General features: G+C 64.8%; 14 protein-coding genes. 2 read left to right on the top strand and 12 right to left on the bottom strand.

What is annotated here, in order from left to right; all coding sequences use genetic code 11:
• The first annotated feature begins 2 nt into the window (after nt 1-2).
• Both KUV38_RS17250 and KUV38_RS17245 read left to right on the top strand, forming a co-directional pair.
• Nucleotides 3-1,172 (top strand): pyridoxal phosphate-dependent aminotransferase, encoded by a 1,170-nt coding sequence (locus tag KUV38_RS17250; protein ID WP_222471437.1) that lies wholly within the window; start codon nt 3-5, stop codon nt 1,170-1,172.
• 1 nt (nt 1,173) lies between these two features.
• A complete protein-coding gene (locus KUV38_RS17245) occupies nt 1,174-2,544 on the top strand; it encodes an FAD-binding oxidoreductase (RefSeq protein WP_222471436.1) in 1,371 nt (456 codons plus the stop codon).
• Here the strand turns inward: KUV38_RS17245 and KUV38_RS17240 are convergent.
• From KUV38_RS17240 to KUV38_RS17185, 12 genes are all read right to left on the bottom strand, one after another.
• Complete coding sequence (locus KUV38_RS17240) at nt 2,541-4,136, bottom strand: acyl-CoA dehydrogenase family protein (RefSeq protein WP_222471435.1); 1,596 nt, start codon at nt 4,134-4,136, stop codon at nt 2,541-2,543. The two genes, KUV38_RS17245 and KUV38_RS17240, sit on opposite strands and share 4 nt — an antisense overlap.
• Before the next feature lie 6 nt (nt 4,137-4,142).
• Nucleotides 4,143-5,015, bottom strand: coding sequence for an amidohydrolase family protein (locus KUV38_RS17235; protein ID WP_222471434.1), 873 nt, complete (start codon nt 5,013-5,015; stop codon nt 4,143-4,145).
• A gap of 1 nt (nt 5,016) precedes the next feature.
• On the bottom strand, nt 5,017-6,840 hold the full coding sequence (locus KUV38_RS17230) for a feruloyl-CoA synthase (protein WP_222471433.1): 1,824 nt from the start codon (nt 6,838-6,840) through the stop codon (nt 5,017-5,019).
• Nucleotides 6,837-7,319, bottom strand: a complete 483-nt coding sequence (locus KUV38_RS17225) for a MarR family winged helix-turn-helix transcriptional regulator (protein WP_222471432.1) — start codon at nt 7,317-7,319, stop codon at nt 6,837-6,839. Before KUV38_RS17225 ends, KUV38_RS17230 begins: the two co-directional genes overlap by 4 nt.
• Nucleotides 7,319-8,086 (bottom strand): crotonase/enoyl-CoA hydratase family protein, encoded by a 768-nt coding sequence (locus KUV38_RS17220; protein ID WP_261385410.1) that lies wholly within the window; start codon nt 8,084-8,086, stop codon nt 7,319-7,321. The genes KUV38_RS17225 and KUV38_RS17220 overlap by 1 nt, the downstream gene beginning before the upstream one ends.
• Nucleotides 8,087-8,095: 9 nt before the next feature.
• Complete coding sequence (locus tag KUV38_RS17215) at nt 8,096-8,863, bottom strand: SDR family NAD(P)-dependent oxidoreductase (protein WP_222471431.1); 768 nt, start codon at nt 8,861-8,863, stop codon at nt 8,096-8,098.
• Nucleotides 8,864-8,946: 83 nt separating this feature from the next.
• Nucleotides 8,947-10,605 (bottom strand): TRAP transporter large permease, encoded by a 1,659-nt coding sequence (locus KUV38_RS17210; protein ID WP_222471430.1) that lies wholly within the window; start codon nt 10,603-10,605, stop codon nt 8,947-8,949.
• The gene (locus KUV38_RS17205; protein ID WP_261385409.1) at nt 10,602-11,153 is read right to left on the bottom strand and encodes a TRAP transporter small permease; all 552 of its coding nucleotides are present in this window, start codon (nt 11,151-11,153) and stop codon (nt 10,602-10,604) included. Before KUV38_RS17205 ends, KUV38_RS17210 begins: the two co-directional genes overlap by 4 nt.
• A 234-nt stretch (nt 11,154-11,387) precedes the next feature.
• Nucleotides 11,388-12,605, bottom strand: coding sequence for a 3-hydroxybenzoate 6-monooxygenase (locus KUV38_RS17200; RefSeq protein ID WP_222471428.1), 1,218 nt, complete (start codon nt 12,603-12,605; stop codon nt 11,388-11,390).
• A 36-nt stretch (nt 12,606-12,641) separates the two neighbouring features.
• Entirely contained in the window at nt 12,642-13,286 is a 645-nt protein-coding gene (gene maiA, locus KUV38_RS17195) for a maleylacetoacetate isomerase (protein ID WP_222471427.1), read from the bottom strand.
• Nucleotides 13,283-13,978, bottom strand: coding sequence for a fumarylacetoacetate hydrolase family protein (locus tag KUV38_RS17190; RefSeq protein ID WP_222471426.1), 696 nt, complete (start codon nt 13,976-13,978; stop codon nt 13,283-13,285). Before KUV38_RS17190 ends, maiA begins: the two co-directional genes overlap by 4 nt.
• On the bottom strand, nt 13,975-15,009 hold the full coding sequence (locus KUV38_RS17185; RefSeq protein ID WP_222471425.1) for a cupin domain-containing protein: 1,035 nt from the start codon (nt 15,007-15,009) through the stop codon (nt 13,975-13,977). Before KUV38_RS17185 ends, KUV38_RS17190 begins: the two co-directional genes overlap by 4 nt.
• Between the last annotated feature and the right edge of the window lie 31 nt (nt 15,010-15,040).

The following is a 15,040-nucleotide window of genomic DNA, read 5'->3' as shown; positions in this document are numbered from 1 at the left end:
CCATGGTCACAGTTTCGCAGCGCACCGGCCGCCTTGGCACCGAAAGCGCCTTCGAGGTCCTCGCCCGCGCCGGCAAGCTCGCCGCGCAGGGCAAGAGCATCATCAACCTCGGCATCGGTCAGCCCGATTTTCAGACGCCCGCCCACATCGTCGAGGCCGGGATCAAGGCGCTGCGCGACGGCCACCACGGTTACACCCCTGCCAACGGGCTGCCCGCCCTGCGCGAGGCGGTGGCCGCCGACCTGCATCGCCGCCACGGCTGCGAGGTGAACCCCGATAACGTGGTCGTGCAACCCGGCGGCAAGCCCACCATGTTCTTCGCCTGCATGCTGCTGGGCGAGCCCGGCGCCGAGATCATGTATCCCAACCCCGGCTTCCCGATCTACGAGAGCGTCATCAAGTATTCCGGCGCCACGCCCGTGCCGATCGCGCTGCGCGAGGACAAGGGCTTTGCCTTCTCTGCCGAGGAGGTTCTGGGCCAGATCACCGAGCGCACCCGGCTGATCATCATCAACTCCCCCGCCAACCCCACCGGCGGCGTGACCCCCAAGGAAGAGATCGACAAGCTGGTCGCGGGCCTCGCCGATCACCCGGATGTGGTGCTGATGTCGGACGAGATCTACTCCTGCATGCTCTACGGCGGCCGCTCCCATGTGAGCCTCCTGAACTACCCCGAAATCCGTGATCGCCTCATCATGCTCGACGGCTGGTCCAAGACCTACGCGATGACCGGCTGGCGCCTCGGCTATGCCGTCTGGCCAGATGCGCTGGTCGACCATGCCACGCGCCTCTGCATCAACGACCACTCCTGCGTGAACGCGCCCACCCAGTTCGCCGGTATCGCCGCGCTTGAAGGCCCGCAGGACGAGGTGGTGAAGATGGTCGAGGCGTTCGACCGCCGCCGCCAGGTCATCGTCGAAGGCCTCAACGCGCTTCCCGGCGTGCGCTGTGCAGATGCGGCAGGCGCCTTCTACGCCTTCCCCAACATCGAGGGCACCGGCCTTTCGGCCCGCGAGGCGCAGGACCGCTTCCTCGAGGAATGCGGCGTCGCCACCGTTGCGGGCACCAGCTTCGGCGCCTTCGGCGAAGGGTTCCTGCGGTTCTCCTATGCCAACAGCGAGGAGAACATCCGCGAAGCGCTGTCGCGGATCGGCAAGGTTCTGGAGAGCTGAAATGGCGCATGAAAAGGCTCTAACTCAGCTTGAAAGCCTTCTTGGCGACCGGCTGAAGCGCTCCGATGCCGAGCGTGCGGCCCACGGCCAGAACGAGGCGCATTTCCCCGATATGCTGCCCGATGCGGTTGCCTACCCCAAGAGCACCGAGGAGGTCGCCGCGGTAATGCGCATCGCCCATGCCGAGGAGATGCCCGTGGTCGCCTACGGCACCGGCACCTCTCTGGAGGGCCATCACCTGCCGGTTCGGGGCGGCCTTACGATCGATCTTTCGCTGATGAACCGCATCCTCGCCGTACATGACGCCGACATGGATGTGACCGTGCAGCCCGGCGTCACCAGGACCCAGCTCAACGACGAGCTTCGCGCCACCGGCCTCTACTTTCCGATCGACCCGGGCGCCGATGCCTCGCTTGGCGGCATGGCCGCGACCCGTGCGAGCGGCACGATGGCGGTGCGCTACGGCACCATGCGCGAGAATGTTCTGGCGCTTGAGGCCGTGCTCGCCGATGGCCGGGTGATCCGCACCGGCTCCCGTGCCCGCAAGTCGTCATCCGGTTACGACCTCACCCACCTGCTGATCGGCTCCGAGGGCACGCTCGGCATCATCACCGAGCTGACCCTCAAGCTCCACGGCCAACCCGAAAGCATCGTCGCCGCCACCTGCCGCTTCCCGACGGTCGAAGACGCCGTGAACTGTGTGATCACAACGATCCAGACCGGCATCCCGATGGCCCGGATCGAGTTGGTCAACGGCACCATGGTCCGCGGCTTCAACCGTGCCAGCAACGCAGGCCTGCCCGAGGAACCGCATCTCTTCCTCGAGTTTTCCGGCTCCGAGACGGCGGTCGAAGAGCAATCAGCCATGTTCGAGGAGATCGCCGCCGATTTTGAAGCGCAGGACTTCAAGCGCGCCACCCGGATGGAGGAGCGCAACGCGCTCTGGGCCATGCGCCACAACGGCCACCACGCCTCCAAGGCGCTCTACCCCGGCAAGCGCATCTTGGCGACCGATGTCTGCGTGCCGATTTCTCAGCTGGCCGAAGCCGTCACCGCAGCCGAGGACAAGGCCCGGGAGCTTGGGCTGGAGCCCTGCATCGTCGGCCATGTGGGGGACGGCAACTTTCACACCGGCATCGGCTTCGACCGTGACGATCCCGCCGAACTGGCCATGATAGAGACCTTTTCGGCCCATCTCGCCGAAACCGCCCTGCGCCTAGGTGGCACCGTCTCGGGCGAGCACGGCATCGGCCTCGGAAAGCGCAAGTACATGGAGGCCGAGCACGGCCCGGCGCTTGTGCCGATGCGCGCGATCAAACAGGCGATGGACCCGAAGGGCATCTTGAACCCCGGAAAGGTTCTGCCGGACTAAGCGGTCAGCAAGCCCTTTAGCATGGAAATTTCGGCGGCGAGGCGGCGGGTCTGATCCGCCGCCAGCCGGGTGAACCGTTCCGGCGCGTGGCTCTCGCCTGCGACTGCTGCGATCTTTGCCCAAAGCGCCAACGCCATGGTGCAGCCGCACAAGCGGCAGAAGTCGTGCGCCAAGGGCGCAGCGTCTTCCGCTCCGGCCAAAGCCATACGCGCTTCTCCCCAATCCCGCGCGGCCTGTGCCACGGCATCAGACCCTGCTTCGGCTGAAACAGTCTCTAACCATGCCCCAAAGGCATCCGCGCTCTCGGCATATTTTCCCCGCACGAACCGCTCCGCCAGCGTCCGCGCGTGGATGCCATTCGCACCCTCGTAGATCGCGGCGATCCGCACATCGCGGTAGCTTTGCTCCAGCCGATATTCCTTGAGGTAACCGTAGCCACCGAGCACCTGCATGCCGGTCTTGGTCGCCCGCATGCCCGCCTCGGTGCACCACACCTTCGCCAGCGGTGTCAAAAACTCCACCAGCGCCGGGTTGTCGCCCGACTCCAGCAAAACCAGCGCCACATGAGCCATCGCCCGGGCACTCACGGCATGGGCGTCGATCTCGTCGATCATCCTCTGCACATCCGCATGGGCATCCAGCGTTACCTCGCCCTCCGGCCCGCGACCCTGCACGCGCTCGGCGGCATAGCTGCTGGCCACGTCCCAGGCGCGAGCAGCATGGGCGGCGCCCTGCAGGGCCACGTCGAGTCGGGCGTGGTTCATCATCGTGAACATCGCCATCAGCCCCTCGCCCTCCTTGCCGATCAGTTCCGCCTCCGCGCCGTCGAACGCAAGCTGGCAGGTCGGCTGGGCATGGATCCCCATCTTCTCCTCGATCCGCGTCACGCTCACCGCATTGCGGCTGCCATCCGCCTTCGCGGACGGGCAAAGAAACAGACTTAGGCCGCGCAGCCCGTCATCCGAACTGCGGGCCAGCACCAGATGCAGGATCGTCTCCGTCGCATCGTGATCGCCGCCGGAGATGAAGATCTTCTCGCCGGTGATCTTCCAGCCATCGCCCGCTGGCACGGCCCGACAGCGAATGCGGCTGAGGTCAGAGCCGGCGCCCGGTTCGGTGAGCGCCATCGTCGAGAGCCATTCGCCGGACGCCAGAGGCGGGATGCAGCGCTGCTTATGCTCATCGGTCCCGAATTGCAGGATCGTGTCGATCGCTCCATGCGCGAGGCTCGTGAGCATCTGCAGCGCATGGTTGGCGGCGGTGAAGATCTCGGAGGTCACCGCAAACACCGGCCGCCCCATCTCTTGCCCGCCATAGGCCTCGGGCGCCATGAGCCCCTGCCAGCCTTGCTCGGCGAGGCTCTTGTAGGCGGCCACAAAACCATCAGGCAGGCGGACCCTGCCATTCTCCAGCCGCGCGCCTTGGGCATCACCCGCCTCGTCCAGCGGCGCCAGCTCACCCTCCGCGAAGGCGGCAAAATGCGCCCCGATCTCGGCGGTCAGCTCGGGGTCATACCCCGGCAGGCCTTTGGCCCCTGCCACGGCTTCGAGACTGAAAAGAATGTCCTCCAGCGGCGCTTTGAACGGCTTCATCAGTCTCTATGCCAGCCCAAGGAGCCGCGCGGCATTGCCCTTGATGATGTCTTCGCGCAGCTCGTCCTTGATCGCGATCTTCTCAAAATCCGCCAGCCAGCGCTCGGGGGTGATCATCGGCCAGTCGGAGCCAAAGAGCACCTTCTTGCGGAGGATCGAGTTGCAGTAGCGCACAAGGATCTCGGGGAAGTACTTGGGCGACCAACCGCTGAGGTCGATGTAAACGTTCGGCTTGTGCTGGGCGACCGCAAGCGCCTCCTCCTGCCAAGGGAAGGAGGGGTGCGCGAGGATGATCTTCATGTCGGGGAAGTCCACCGCCACGTCATCCATATACATCGGGTTCGAGTATTTCAGCCGCATCCCGTTGCCGCCCGGCATCCCGCTGCCCACGCCGGTTTGCCCGGTATGGAAAAGTGCGATGCAGCCCTCTTCCTGGATCACCTCGTAGAGCGGATACGCCATGCGGTCGTTGGCGAAGAAGCCCTGCATGGTGGGGTGAAACTTGAAGCCCTTCACCTTGTATTCCCGGATCAGCCGGCGCGCCTCGCGGGCGGCCATCTTGCCCTTCCACGGGTCGATCGAGGCGAACTGGATCAGCACATCGCTGTTCTCGGCCACCAGCTCAGCGACCTCATCGTTGGAGTAGCGCCGATAGCCGGTCTCGCGCTCAGCATCGACGGGGAAGATCACCGCGGCGATGTTCTGCTCACGGAAGTGCGCCGCCGTCTCGGGGATGGTCGGCGGGTGCTCCCACGGGGCGCGGAAGTACTTGGCCATGGTGCTTTGCAGGTCGTCGTAGCCGTCATCCGTATGGCAGCCGCAGGGCTCCTCGGCGTGGGTGTGAATGTCGATCGCGCGGACCTTGGATATATCGACCATGTCAGCTGTCCTTCAATGTGATCACAGCCGGATCGGCGTTGTCGTAAAGCCGTTCCAGCATTTCGGCGCGGCGCGTCAGCACCTTGCGGAAGTTGAGGTTTCCCTTCGCGGTCATCTCGCCGTCGCCCATCGAGGGCGGCTCGGAGAGAACGAGGGCGCGCGTGATGAGTGAGGCGGAGCCAGAGGTTTGGCCGGCCCGCTCGGCAAGGCGGTGACGGATTTCGCGCTTCAGATGCTCGCCGACCAGCGCGCCATCGGCGGCGTCTTCCTCGAAGCCGGCCTTTTTGAGCGCTCCCATGTTTGGGAAGATCAGCAGGCCGATCTCCTTGCGGTCGGCGCCTGTGATCACAAGATCGGAGGCGATGCCATCCAGCAACTTCAGCGCCTCCATCCTCAATCCCGCGGCGCGGACCCAAGTGCCGGTTTGCAGCTTGAAATCCTCCGAGATCCGGCCGTCGAACTTCATCCCTTTGTTGATATCGCCCGCGTCGACGAAGACCATCGCATCGCCGGTGATGAAGTAGCCCTCTTCGTCAAACGCCTCTGCGGTCTTGGCCGCGTCCTCGAAGTAGCCGGGCATGATGTTCGGCCCCTTCACGCGCACCTCGCAGCGCATCTCCTCATCGGGGATAAGCTTGGTCGTCACCCCGGTCAGCGGAACGCCGACGATGCCGGAACGGTCGGTCGGCTCATGCTGGAGCATGGTGGCCGGCGCGGTTTCGGTCAGGCCCCAAGAGGAGGTCATAAGCGGGAGCGCGCCGCGCACCTCCATCGCCATCTCTTCCATCGCCGTCCACACGTCTTGCGGCAGGGAGGCGCCAGCGTAGAAGATCATGTCGAGTTCCGAGAACACGCTGCGGCGCAGGGCTTCGTCGCTCTTCATCGCGTCCACGACCATGCCAAAGCCCACCGGCACGTTGAACCAGATGGTGCCGGCCTTCATGGTCAGGTTCTCGAGCGTGCGGTCGATCAACGCGGGGGTTGGCTTGCCGTCGTCGATGTAGATCGAGCCGCCGTTGGCCAGCATCATGTTGAAGTTGTGCGACCCGCCGAACACATGGTTCCACGGCAGCCAATCCACGATCCGGGGCGGCTTGGTGCCGAGGAAGGGCAGAGCGTCGAGCAGCTGGGCCTGGTTGGCGCACATCATCCCATGCGTTGTGATCACGGCTTTGGGGTTGGAGGTGGAGCCACTGGTCAGCAGGTATTTCGCCACTGTATCGGGGCCGATTTCCGCGTGGATAGTATCGATGTTAACGCCAGTGTCGCCTTTCAGAAGTTCATCGAACGCAACCATCCCCGGTTCTGCATTCACTGAAACCAACCGCTCCAGTGCTGCGATCTCGGGCAGCGCCAGCGCCTCCGCGTAGCGGGCGGCGTCATCGGCGTAGATCATCCGGGGCTTTACCAGTTCCACCGCATGCTTCAGCCGCCCGTGGGCGCCGTGGATCAGCGCGTATTGCTCGGCCACGGGCACCAGCGGGATGCCCACGTATTGGGCCGCGAGTGCCAGCAGTCCGTGGTCCACGCCGTTGCCCGACATCACGAGGATCGGCGTGTCGGCGCCAAGGCCCCGGCCCACAAGAGCCGACCCAATGGCACGAACCTGCTCGAGCACTTCGGCATAGGCCAACTCGCGCCAGCCAGCGCCGGAGCGCTCGGCGATGAACACGCGGTCCGGTGCCTCCTCGGCCCAGCGGTGCAGCCAATCGCCTGTGACAGGCGCGGGCGTGCTCATCTGGTAGCCGGAGCGCAGCAGCATGGTGCCATCTGCGCGCGTCTCCTGCTCGACCTTATGCGCCAGATATCGGCTGTCGGTGGTCATTTCGGGCTCCTCCCCAGTTTGCCGTTGCGCTCGATCCGGCGCAGGGCGGTGATCAGCAGGTCGAGTTCGGCGTCCGTCAGCCCCTCGGCCATGCGTTTGTCATGCGCGCTCACGGCGATCCGCGCCTCTTCGCAGAGCGCGAGGCCCTTGGCGGTGACGTGCAGCGCATAGGCTCGCCGGTCGTCTGGGGCGCGATCGCGGGTGAGCAACCCGGCCTGCTCTAGCTCATCGAGAATCACCACGAGGTTTGGGCGCTCGATGGCCAGCAGTTCCGCCAGTTGCGATTGCCGCAGCCCCGGGTTTTCCATCACCACGACCAGCGCTGAGAAGGTCACCATCCGCAGGCCGAAGGGCGCGAGCGTGGCGTTCACATCCATCTGGATCATGTGAAACGCCCGCTTCATGTTGTAGCCGACGTGGCCGCGCAGCCCCTCGTCATCCGGGTCCGGCTGCACCAGTTGGGGGCGCGGCGCTGGCATCAGCTGAATTTCGGCGCGCGCTTTTCGAGAAAGGCAGCCAGCCCCTCCAGCGCATCCGGCGATGTTTGTGTCAGGGCGGCACAGAGACTTTCGGTAAAGAGCCCGTCCGCCTTGGCCATGTCTTCGATCCGGGCGATGGCCTGCACCATGATGTAGTTGGAGAGCGGCGCGTTGGAGGCGATCTTTTTCGCAAGATCCATCGCCAGATCGAGCGCCTCGCCCTCACCCACGGCATAATGGGCGAGGCCAAGTGCTTTGCCCTCCTCATGGCCATACTTCCGGCCGGTCAGCATCATCTCGATCATCCGGTCGGCGCCGAGGATGCGGCCCACCCGCACGGTCGCTCCGCCGCCCACGAAAATCCCGCGCCGCCCCTCGGGCAGCTGGAAGATCGTCGAGGCTTCGGCGATGCGGACATGTGTGGAGGTCGCCAGCTCCAGCCCGCCGCCGATCACGGCGCCATACATGGCCGAAACCACCGGAACCCCGCCAAACTGGATACGGTCCATCACCTCATGCCATCCACGCGAATGGCGCATGGTGCCCTCGGCGTCGCGCGCCTTGTGCTCGCTCAGGTCGAGCCCGGAGCAAAAATGCCCTTCGGTGCCGGTCAGCACCACTACGCGCACGCCCTCGGGCACCTTTCGGAAGAACCCGTCGATCGCCTCCAGCAGTTCGTCGCACATCGCGTTGCGCTTGCCGGGGCGGTTCATGGTGAGCACGGCAATGCCGTCATCCCTCACGTCGATTTTCAGCATGTCGCTCATCGTGTTTCCTTATCGGGGCGGCAGGCGGGTGGCGCCGTCGAGCCGGATCACCTCGCCGTTCAGGTAGGCATTTTCGACCATGTGCTGCACCAGCATGGCGTATTCTCGCGGCAGGCCGAGACGGTGCGGGTAGGGCACGTTTGCGATGATCGCCTGCGTCGTCTCTTCCGGCAGGCTCTCCATCATCGGCGTGTTGAAGAGGCCAGGAGCGATGGCGTTCACCCGGATGCCGGTCTTGGCGAACTCACGCGCCGCTGGCAGGCACATTGAGGCCACGCCTCCCTTTGAGGCCGCATAGGCCGCCTGCCCAAGCTGGCCGTCTTGGTAGGCGGCGGAGGCGGTGTTCACGATCACGCCGCGCTCGCCATCTTCGTTCAGCGCTGGCAACTCCTGCATCAGCCGGGCAGCATGGGACATCACGTAATAGGTGCCGAAAAGGTTTACCTTCATGACCTTCTCGAAGAGATCGGTAGAGAGCTTGCCCTCCCGCCCCACGATCCGCGCCGCCAACCCAAGGCCCGCGCAGTTGACCGCGATGCGCGGGGCCTCGCCCAAGTCGGCCGCGGCCTTCTCGACCGCCGCCTGCACTGCCGCCTCGTTGCTCACATCCGCCGGGCAGGCCGCGCCGCCAACTTCTGCCGCCACGGCCTCTGCGGCCTCGGCGTTGTAGTCGAGCACGGCGACCTTTGCGCCAAGCCCGGCCAGGTGCCGCACAGTCGCCGCGCCAAGGCCGCTTCCGCCGCCCGTCACGAGGGCTACGTTTCCGCTGATATCCATGAGTCCTCCCAGACGAATTTAAAACAGTTATAACTCATACCTAAATTTGCGCAAGCCACCCGCGCTCGGCTTTGGCGCGGGTGTCAGACCGGAATGAGAAAGAGCGTGATGACCGGGAAGGCCACGAGGATGGCCACCCGGACGATGTCGGAGGTCACGAACCACATGACCGCCTTGTAGGTCTCCACCATGGGCGTTTTGCGGTCCATCGCGTTGATGATGAACAGGTTCATCCCCACCGGCGGCGTGATCAGCCCCACCTCGACCACGATCAGCACAAGGATGCCGAACCAGATCGCCACATGCTCCAGCGAGACACGAGCGAGGTTGGACTCATTCGCCCCGCGCAAGCCGATGGCCTTCATCGTTTCGTCATCCAGCGTCGCGCCCGATTCGAGCGTGGCGCGGGCGGCCTGCACCACATCCGGCGTGGTCTCGCCGAAGATTGCGGCAATCTGCATCGGGGCAAGGCTGGCGGCGTCGGCTACGGTTCCGAGGCCAAGCACGGCCATCTGCTCGTTGGCGCCCTCCAACTCCCGGGCAAAGCGGCTTTCGCGCATACCCTCAATCGCCCCGGCCTGTAGCCCCTCGAACCACATCTGCGCTTCCGCGAACCAACTCTCGAACCGGGCCTCCTGCAGCGCGTGCAGCGAGATCAGGCCAAAATCGAGGTTGGAGATGATCGGAAAAAAGATCGGGATCGTCAGCAGGATCATGCTGAGGCTGTCCATCAGGCAGCCGAAGACGAGGTAGAAGGCGAGGATGATGATCAGCACCATCCAAGGGCTCCAGCCGAGGCCGACGATTGTGTTCGAGAGTTCCTGCGGCACTTGAGAGAGCGCGAGGAACGAGTTGTAAAAGCCCGCGCCCAGCACGATGAAGAAGATCATCGCCGTGGCCTGGGCCGTGCTGATGATGCTTTCCTTGAACCGCGCCCAATCAAGCTGGCCGCTCACCAGCGCGATCAGCCCGGTGCCCGCCGCGCCCACGGCGGCGCCCTCGGTCGGGGTGAACCAGCCAAGGTAGATGCCACCCACCACGAGACCGAAGACCAGTAGCACCGGCCAGACATCGAGCAGCGCGCGGATGCGCTCGCTGTAGGGCACTGGCTCACGGGTGCCGGCGGCGTCGGGGTAGAGCCGCACGTAGATGCTGATGGTGATCATGTAGCCGATGGCCGCAAGCACGCCTGGGATGAAGGCGGCGAGGAACAGCTTGGCGATGTTCTGCTCGGTGAGGATCGCGTAAATCACGAGGATCACCGAGGGCGGGATCAGGATGCCAAGCGTGCCGCCCGCGGCCAGCGTGGCGGTGCTGAACCCACCCGAGTAGCCGTAGCGCCGCAGCTCGGGCAGCGCGACCCGGCTCATGGTGGCTGCGGTGGCGAGCGAGGAGCCACAGATCGAGCCGAAGCCCGCACAGGCGCCCACCGAGGCCATCGCCACGCCGCCCTTCCGGTGACCCAGCCAGCTTTCCGCCGCCTTGAACAGGGCCGTCGACATGCCCGAGAGCGTGGCGAACTGGCCCATCAGCAGGAACATCGGGATGATGCTCAGCGAATAGCTGGAGAAGGTCGTGTAGACCTCGCTCTTCAGCTTTGCGAGAAACACGGTCGTGCCGCCGGTCGCGTAGTAGAGCCCACCAAGGCCGACAACGAGCATGGCAAGGCCAATCGGCGCCCGCAGGAAGATCATGATGAGGAGGATCGGGAACGAGAGGTATCCCAGTTCGAGCACGCTCAATGTGCCGCTCCTTCTGCTTTGGGCAGCCAGTGCTGATCGGTCGTCAGCTCCATGACCCGCCCCACGGCGCAATAGATCGCCACAAGCGAGGCGACGACGGCGGCGATGAAGCTGGCGAGGAACGCCCACCAGATCGGGAATTGCAGCAGCAGCGAGGTCTCACCGTTGCCGATCTTGTCTTCGAGGCCGTAGTAGAGCCGCCATGTGATCAGCAGCACGATCACGGTAAAGACGATTTCCCAGAAGGCGATGATCACAGCGTTCTTCCGCTTGGAGAGGAAGGAGGTGAACACATCCACAGTCGCATGGGCCGAGAAGAGCTGGCAGATCGGCAGGAAGGAGAAGATCGCAAAGGCGATGCCGGCCTCGACGATCTCGAAATCGCCGTTCACCGGGCCAACCCCGGTGCCGAGCAGCGTGTTGGCCAGCCCCTCGGCGGCGTTCTGCAGAAAGTCGGAATGTCCAAAGGTGTTGAGCCCGCGCCCGACCACGCTGATGCAGGTGAGGAGGATCAGCGCCACCAGCACGACCCCGCCAGCCAACGCCATGCCTCTTGCAAGACCTGTCATGAATCTAAGCACTGTCTCCCCCTCCCCAAGGGCGCGCCCGGCCTTGTTTCCCTAAGGCTGGCGACGCGGCTCCCCTAGCCTGAGTTGCACGCCATTTCCAGCTTCACTTTCGGTTTTTGAATGATGCTCCCGCAAGATTCATCCACCGCCGCCGAAGCCCTGCAATTTCGTTATGGCACATAACTATATTGGACGCGCACCTGTAAACCCTGTTTATGCCGGCGCTGCGCCCAATGTCTCACTCGAGACAGCCCCCTCAAGCCCGGTCGAACCATAAAGCCAAGCGACGGCCTCATACCAGTCTTCCGGCCTCTTGGCGCTCATCACGGTGTTGCGAAGCTCCGCATGGGCGCCCTCGGGGTGGTAAACGTGTGTGCCGATCTCGCGGCTTTGCAGTTGGATGCGGGCGGTGCGCTGGCGGCGCATCTCGTTGTAGCGGGTCAGCACCGCCCCCACCTCGCCGCCCTGCTCGACAAGGTGCGAAAGGGCCACCGCATCCTCCATCGCCATGCAGGCACCCTGCGCGAAGTATTGCATCGTCGGGTGCGCCGCATCGCCCAGCAAGGCCACGCGGCCATCGACCCAGTTCAACACCGGGTCACGGTCGCACAGCACCCAGACCTTCCAGTCCTTGCCCTTCTCGATGATCTGCCGCGCCTTCGGGCTGATGTGCTCGAAGCCCTGCGCCACCTCCTCATGCGTCACCGGCTTGCCCGCCACCGGCTCGGGCGCGTGGTTGTGGTAGGTCACCACAAGATTCCACGTCTTGCCGCCCTGAAGCGGGTAATGGACGATATGGCACTTCGGCCCGGCCCAGAGCGTCGCCGCGTTCCAACGCAGATCTTCCGGCATGTCCTCGGTCGGGATCACCGAGCGATAGGTCGAGTGGCCAGACACGCGCGGCATCCCGTCCCCAACCAGTTGCTGCCGGATCTTGCTCCAAAGCCCCTCCGCCCCGATCAGCGCCTTGCCCGTGACACGCTCGCCGCTGGCCAGCACGGCGCTGGCGCTGCTTTCGTCCTGCTCGTAGCCCGTCACCTCGCAGGAGGTGCGCAGCTCGACCAGAGCATGCGCCATACAGGCTTTCAAAAAGACGCCGTGCAAATCGCCCCGATGAACCACCGCATAGGGGTTCTTGAACCGAGTGCGGAAGTCCTCGCCCAGAGGAATGCGGGTGATCTCGTCACCGCTCATCGCATCCATCAGGCGGAGGTTGTCGATATACACCGCCATCTCCCGCGCGGTGTCACCCACGCCAAGGTAGTCGAAGGCATGGAAGGCGTTCGGCCCCAGCTGAATGCCCGCACCGATCTCTCCGAGTTGGCTTGCCTTCTCCAGCACGATGGAGCGTTGCCCCTTCTGGGCAAGGCCAATGGCGAGGGCGAGTCCGCCTATCCCACCGCCTGCAATCACGAAACGGTCGTTGCTCATCGGGTCTCCTCCCCCGTTGTGGCTAGTCAGCGCCGGTCATTCTGCATCGGGCTGTTTGCTCGGGTGCGCCTCGGCAAAGGCCGGTAGCGCGTTGCAGGTCTCCGCAATGCGCCGCAGGTTGGGCATGGCGCTCAGGTCCACCTTGAACCGCGCGGCAGAAAAGACCTGCGGCACAAGGTAGATATCGGCCATCCCAGGCGCGTTGCCAAAGCAGAAGTCCTGCGCCGGCCGCTTGGCCAGCAGCGCCTCGCAGGCCGCCAGCCCGTTGCCGATCCAGCGCTGGCACCAAGCCTCCACACCCTCCTGATCCTGCCCGTATTCACCGCGCAGGTATTGCAGCACCCGCAGGTTTTGCAGCGGGTGGATCTCGCAAGCGATGGCGGCGCAGAAAGCCCGCACATGGGCGCGCTCAATCGGGTCATCTGGCAGCAGCTTCGGCTCCGGGTAGGTCTCGTCGAGCCACTCCAGAATGGCGGGCGATTGCGTCAGCACCTCGCCGCCCTCCAACTCGAAACTCGGCACCAACCCCTGCGGGTTCAGCGCCTTGTAGCCTTCCCCCTTCTGCGCGCCGCCATCCTTGGTGAGGTGAACAGACACGAAGTCATAATCCACCCCCTTCAGGTTGCAGGCGGTCCGGCAGCGGTAGCTGCTGGACGACCGGAAGTAGCCGTGAAACTTCATTCCGCTGGCCCGATATCGAGTGCGATCGGCGCGAGGCCGTCGATGCCGCCGGTCAGCTTGTCACCCGCCACCACCGGGCCAACGCCCTCGGGCGTGCCGGTCAGGATGATGTCACCGGGCCGCAGGTGGTAGAAGCCGGAGAGGTGGGCGATCACCTCGGGCACCTTGTGGATGAGCAGGTCGAGGGTCGAATCCTGCTTCTGGGCCCCGTTCACCTCCAGATGAATCCGCTGCGTGCCCACGCTAAACCCGTTCGCCTTGGTCATCGGCGAGAGCACGCAGGAGCCTTCCACGTCCTTGCCCAGCATCCACGGGCGCTTCTTGTTGCGCGAGGCGATCTGCTGGTCGCGCCGGGTCATGTCCAGCCCGCAGCCATAGGCGTACACCGCCGCCGCCCCCTGCTCGGGCGTGCCCTTGAACACCTCCGCGCCCAGCGCCACCGCAAGCTCCATCTCGTAATGAAAGTCCTCGGTGCCGGGCGGGTAGGGCAGGGTGCTCCCGGTCGGCAGCACGGCATGGAGTTGCTTCGAAAAGTAGAACGGCGCCTCCCGATCCACCTCGAACCCCATCTCCTCGGCATGGGCGGCGTAGTTCCGGCCAACGCAGAAGATCCGGTGAATCGGGTATTCCGCGCTTTCACCCTCCACCGGCACGGATTTCACCTCCGGGGCATCAAACAGGTAGTCGGTCATCGGGCGCGCTCCTCGTAGTAGTCCAGCTTCTCCTGAAGCGGGCGGTCATGGATGCGAACGAGAAAGGCTTCCTCATCCGCGTGATGGGTGATTTCTGCAAAGACCGGGGCGGTAAACGTGTCTTTCGCCGCCCAGTCGATCCGCTCGCCGTTGACGATGGAGTGGCCCTTGCCCTCGATCACATGAAAGGCAGAGGAGCAGGAGCGCAGCGGCGGTGTTTCCGTGCCGCCCGCCTCGATCATCATGGCGGTGAACCCCATGGTCGGCAGCACATCCGTCCCGGTCTCGGGGTTGATGTAATCCAGCTCCACCACCGGGCCGCCATCGTATTTCATCGTCTCCACCAGTGCCTCGCGGGTCCGGGCCCAGGGGTAGCGCGCCATCGGGTAGCGCTTTTTCTGCGCCCCCAGCTTGCGGGCCGGGGCGAGACCGGCGGCGCGATAGTCGATCTGGCTGGGGTCAGGCCGGTTGCGCTGGTTTTGCAGCGGGCCTTCTTCGGCATAAGACCCTTCGAGGTAAACAAAGAGCGGCAGGTCCAGCGCGTCGAGCCAGACAACGGGGTCCTTGCCCTCATGCCCGTGGTCATGCCACTCGCCGCCGGGGGTGAGCACAAGGTCGCCCTCCTGCATCGGCAGCTTCTCTCCGTTCACCACCGTATAACCGCCCTCGCCCTCCACGATGATCCTCACCGCGCTGGGTGTATGCACATGGGCCGGGGCGGTCTCGCCCGGCAGCAGGAACTGGAGACCAAGGTAAATCGAGGAGGTCGCCTGCATCGACCCCGTCCCGCGCCCCGGATCGCTCAGCACCAGCACCCGGCGCTCGGCCTTTTCAACCGGGGTCAGCTCGCCCGCGCGATGCAGAAGCGGGCGGATCGCCTCGTAGCGCCAGTGGCCCGGCTTGGTCACCGGCTTGGGTGCGCCATGAGGCAGCACGTTGCGCATCATCGGCCAGAGCGGGGCCACGCCCGCCGCCGTCATGTCTTCCCGGTAGTCCTCCGGAAGCTCCTCGAGTGTTCCGAGCAGAGCCATCGCTTCCTCCCTATCGCGTTATTGGTATGCA

Source organism: Vannielia litorea, assembly GCF_019801175.1.
Classification (GTDB): domain Bacteria; phylum Pseudomonadota; class Alphaproteobacteria; order Rhodobacterales; family Rhodobacteraceae; genus Vannielia; species Vannielia litorea_B.
The sequence above is the reverse complement of the archived record's forward strand: the minus strand, read 5'-3'. Positions and strand labels throughout refer to the sequence as shown.

Excerpts from the sequence above, each read along its gene's own strand:
- KUV38_RS17250 (WP_222471437.1), top strand. The coding sequence starts at position 3 with ATGGTCACAGTTTCGCAGCGCACCGGCCGCCTTGGCACCGAAAGCGCC.
- KUV38_RS17245 (WP_222471436.1), top strand. The coding sequence starts at position 1,174 with ATGGCGCATGAAAAGGCTCTAACTCAGCTTGAAAGCCTTCTTGGCGAC.
- KUV38_RS17240 (WP_222471435.1), bottom strand. The coding sequence starts at position 4,136 with ATGAAGCCGTTCAAAGCGCCGCTGGAGGACATTCTTTTCAGTCTCGAA.
- KUV38_RS17235 (WP_222471434.1), bottom strand. The coding sequence starts at position 5,015 with ATGGTCGATATATCCAAGGTCCGCGCGATCGACATTCACACCCACGCC.
- KUV38_RS17230 (WP_222471433.1), bottom strand. The coding sequence starts at position 6,840 with ATGACCACCGACAGCCGATATCTGGCGCATAAGGTCGAGCAGGAGACG.
- KUV38_RS17225 (WP_222471432.1), bottom strand. The coding sequence starts at position 7,319 with ATGCCAGCGCCGCGCCCCCAACTGGTGCAGCCGGACCCGGATGACGAG.
- KUV38_RS17220 (WP_261385410.1), bottom strand. The coding sequence starts at position 8,086 with ATGAGCGACATGCTGAAAATCGACGTGAGGGATGACGGCATTGCCGTG.
- KUV38_RS17215 (WP_222471431.1), bottom strand. The coding sequence starts at position 8,863 with ATGGATATCAGCGGAAACGTAGCCCTCGTGACGGGCGGCGGAAGCGGC.
- KUV38_RS17205 (WP_261385409.1), bottom strand. The coding sequence starts at position 11,153 with ATGGCGTTGGCTGGCGGGGTCGTGCTGGTGGCGCTGATCCTCCTCACC.
- KUV38_RS17200 (WP_222471428.1), bottom strand. The coding sequence starts at position 12,605 with ATGAGCAACGACCGTTTCGTGATTGCAGGCGGTGGGATAGGCGGACTC.
- maiA (WP_222471427.1), bottom strand. The coding sequence starts at position 13,286 with ATGAAGTTTCACGGCTACTTCCGGTCGTCCAGCAGCTACCGCTGCCGG.
- KUV38_RS17190 (WP_222471426.1), bottom strand. The coding sequence starts at position 13,978 with ATGACCGACTACCTGTTTGATGCCCCGGAGGTGAAATCCGTGCCGGTG.
- KUV38_RS17185 (WP_222471425.1), bottom strand. The coding sequence starts at position 15,009 with ATGGCTCTGCTCGGAACACTCGAGGAGCTTCCGGAGGACTACCGGGAA.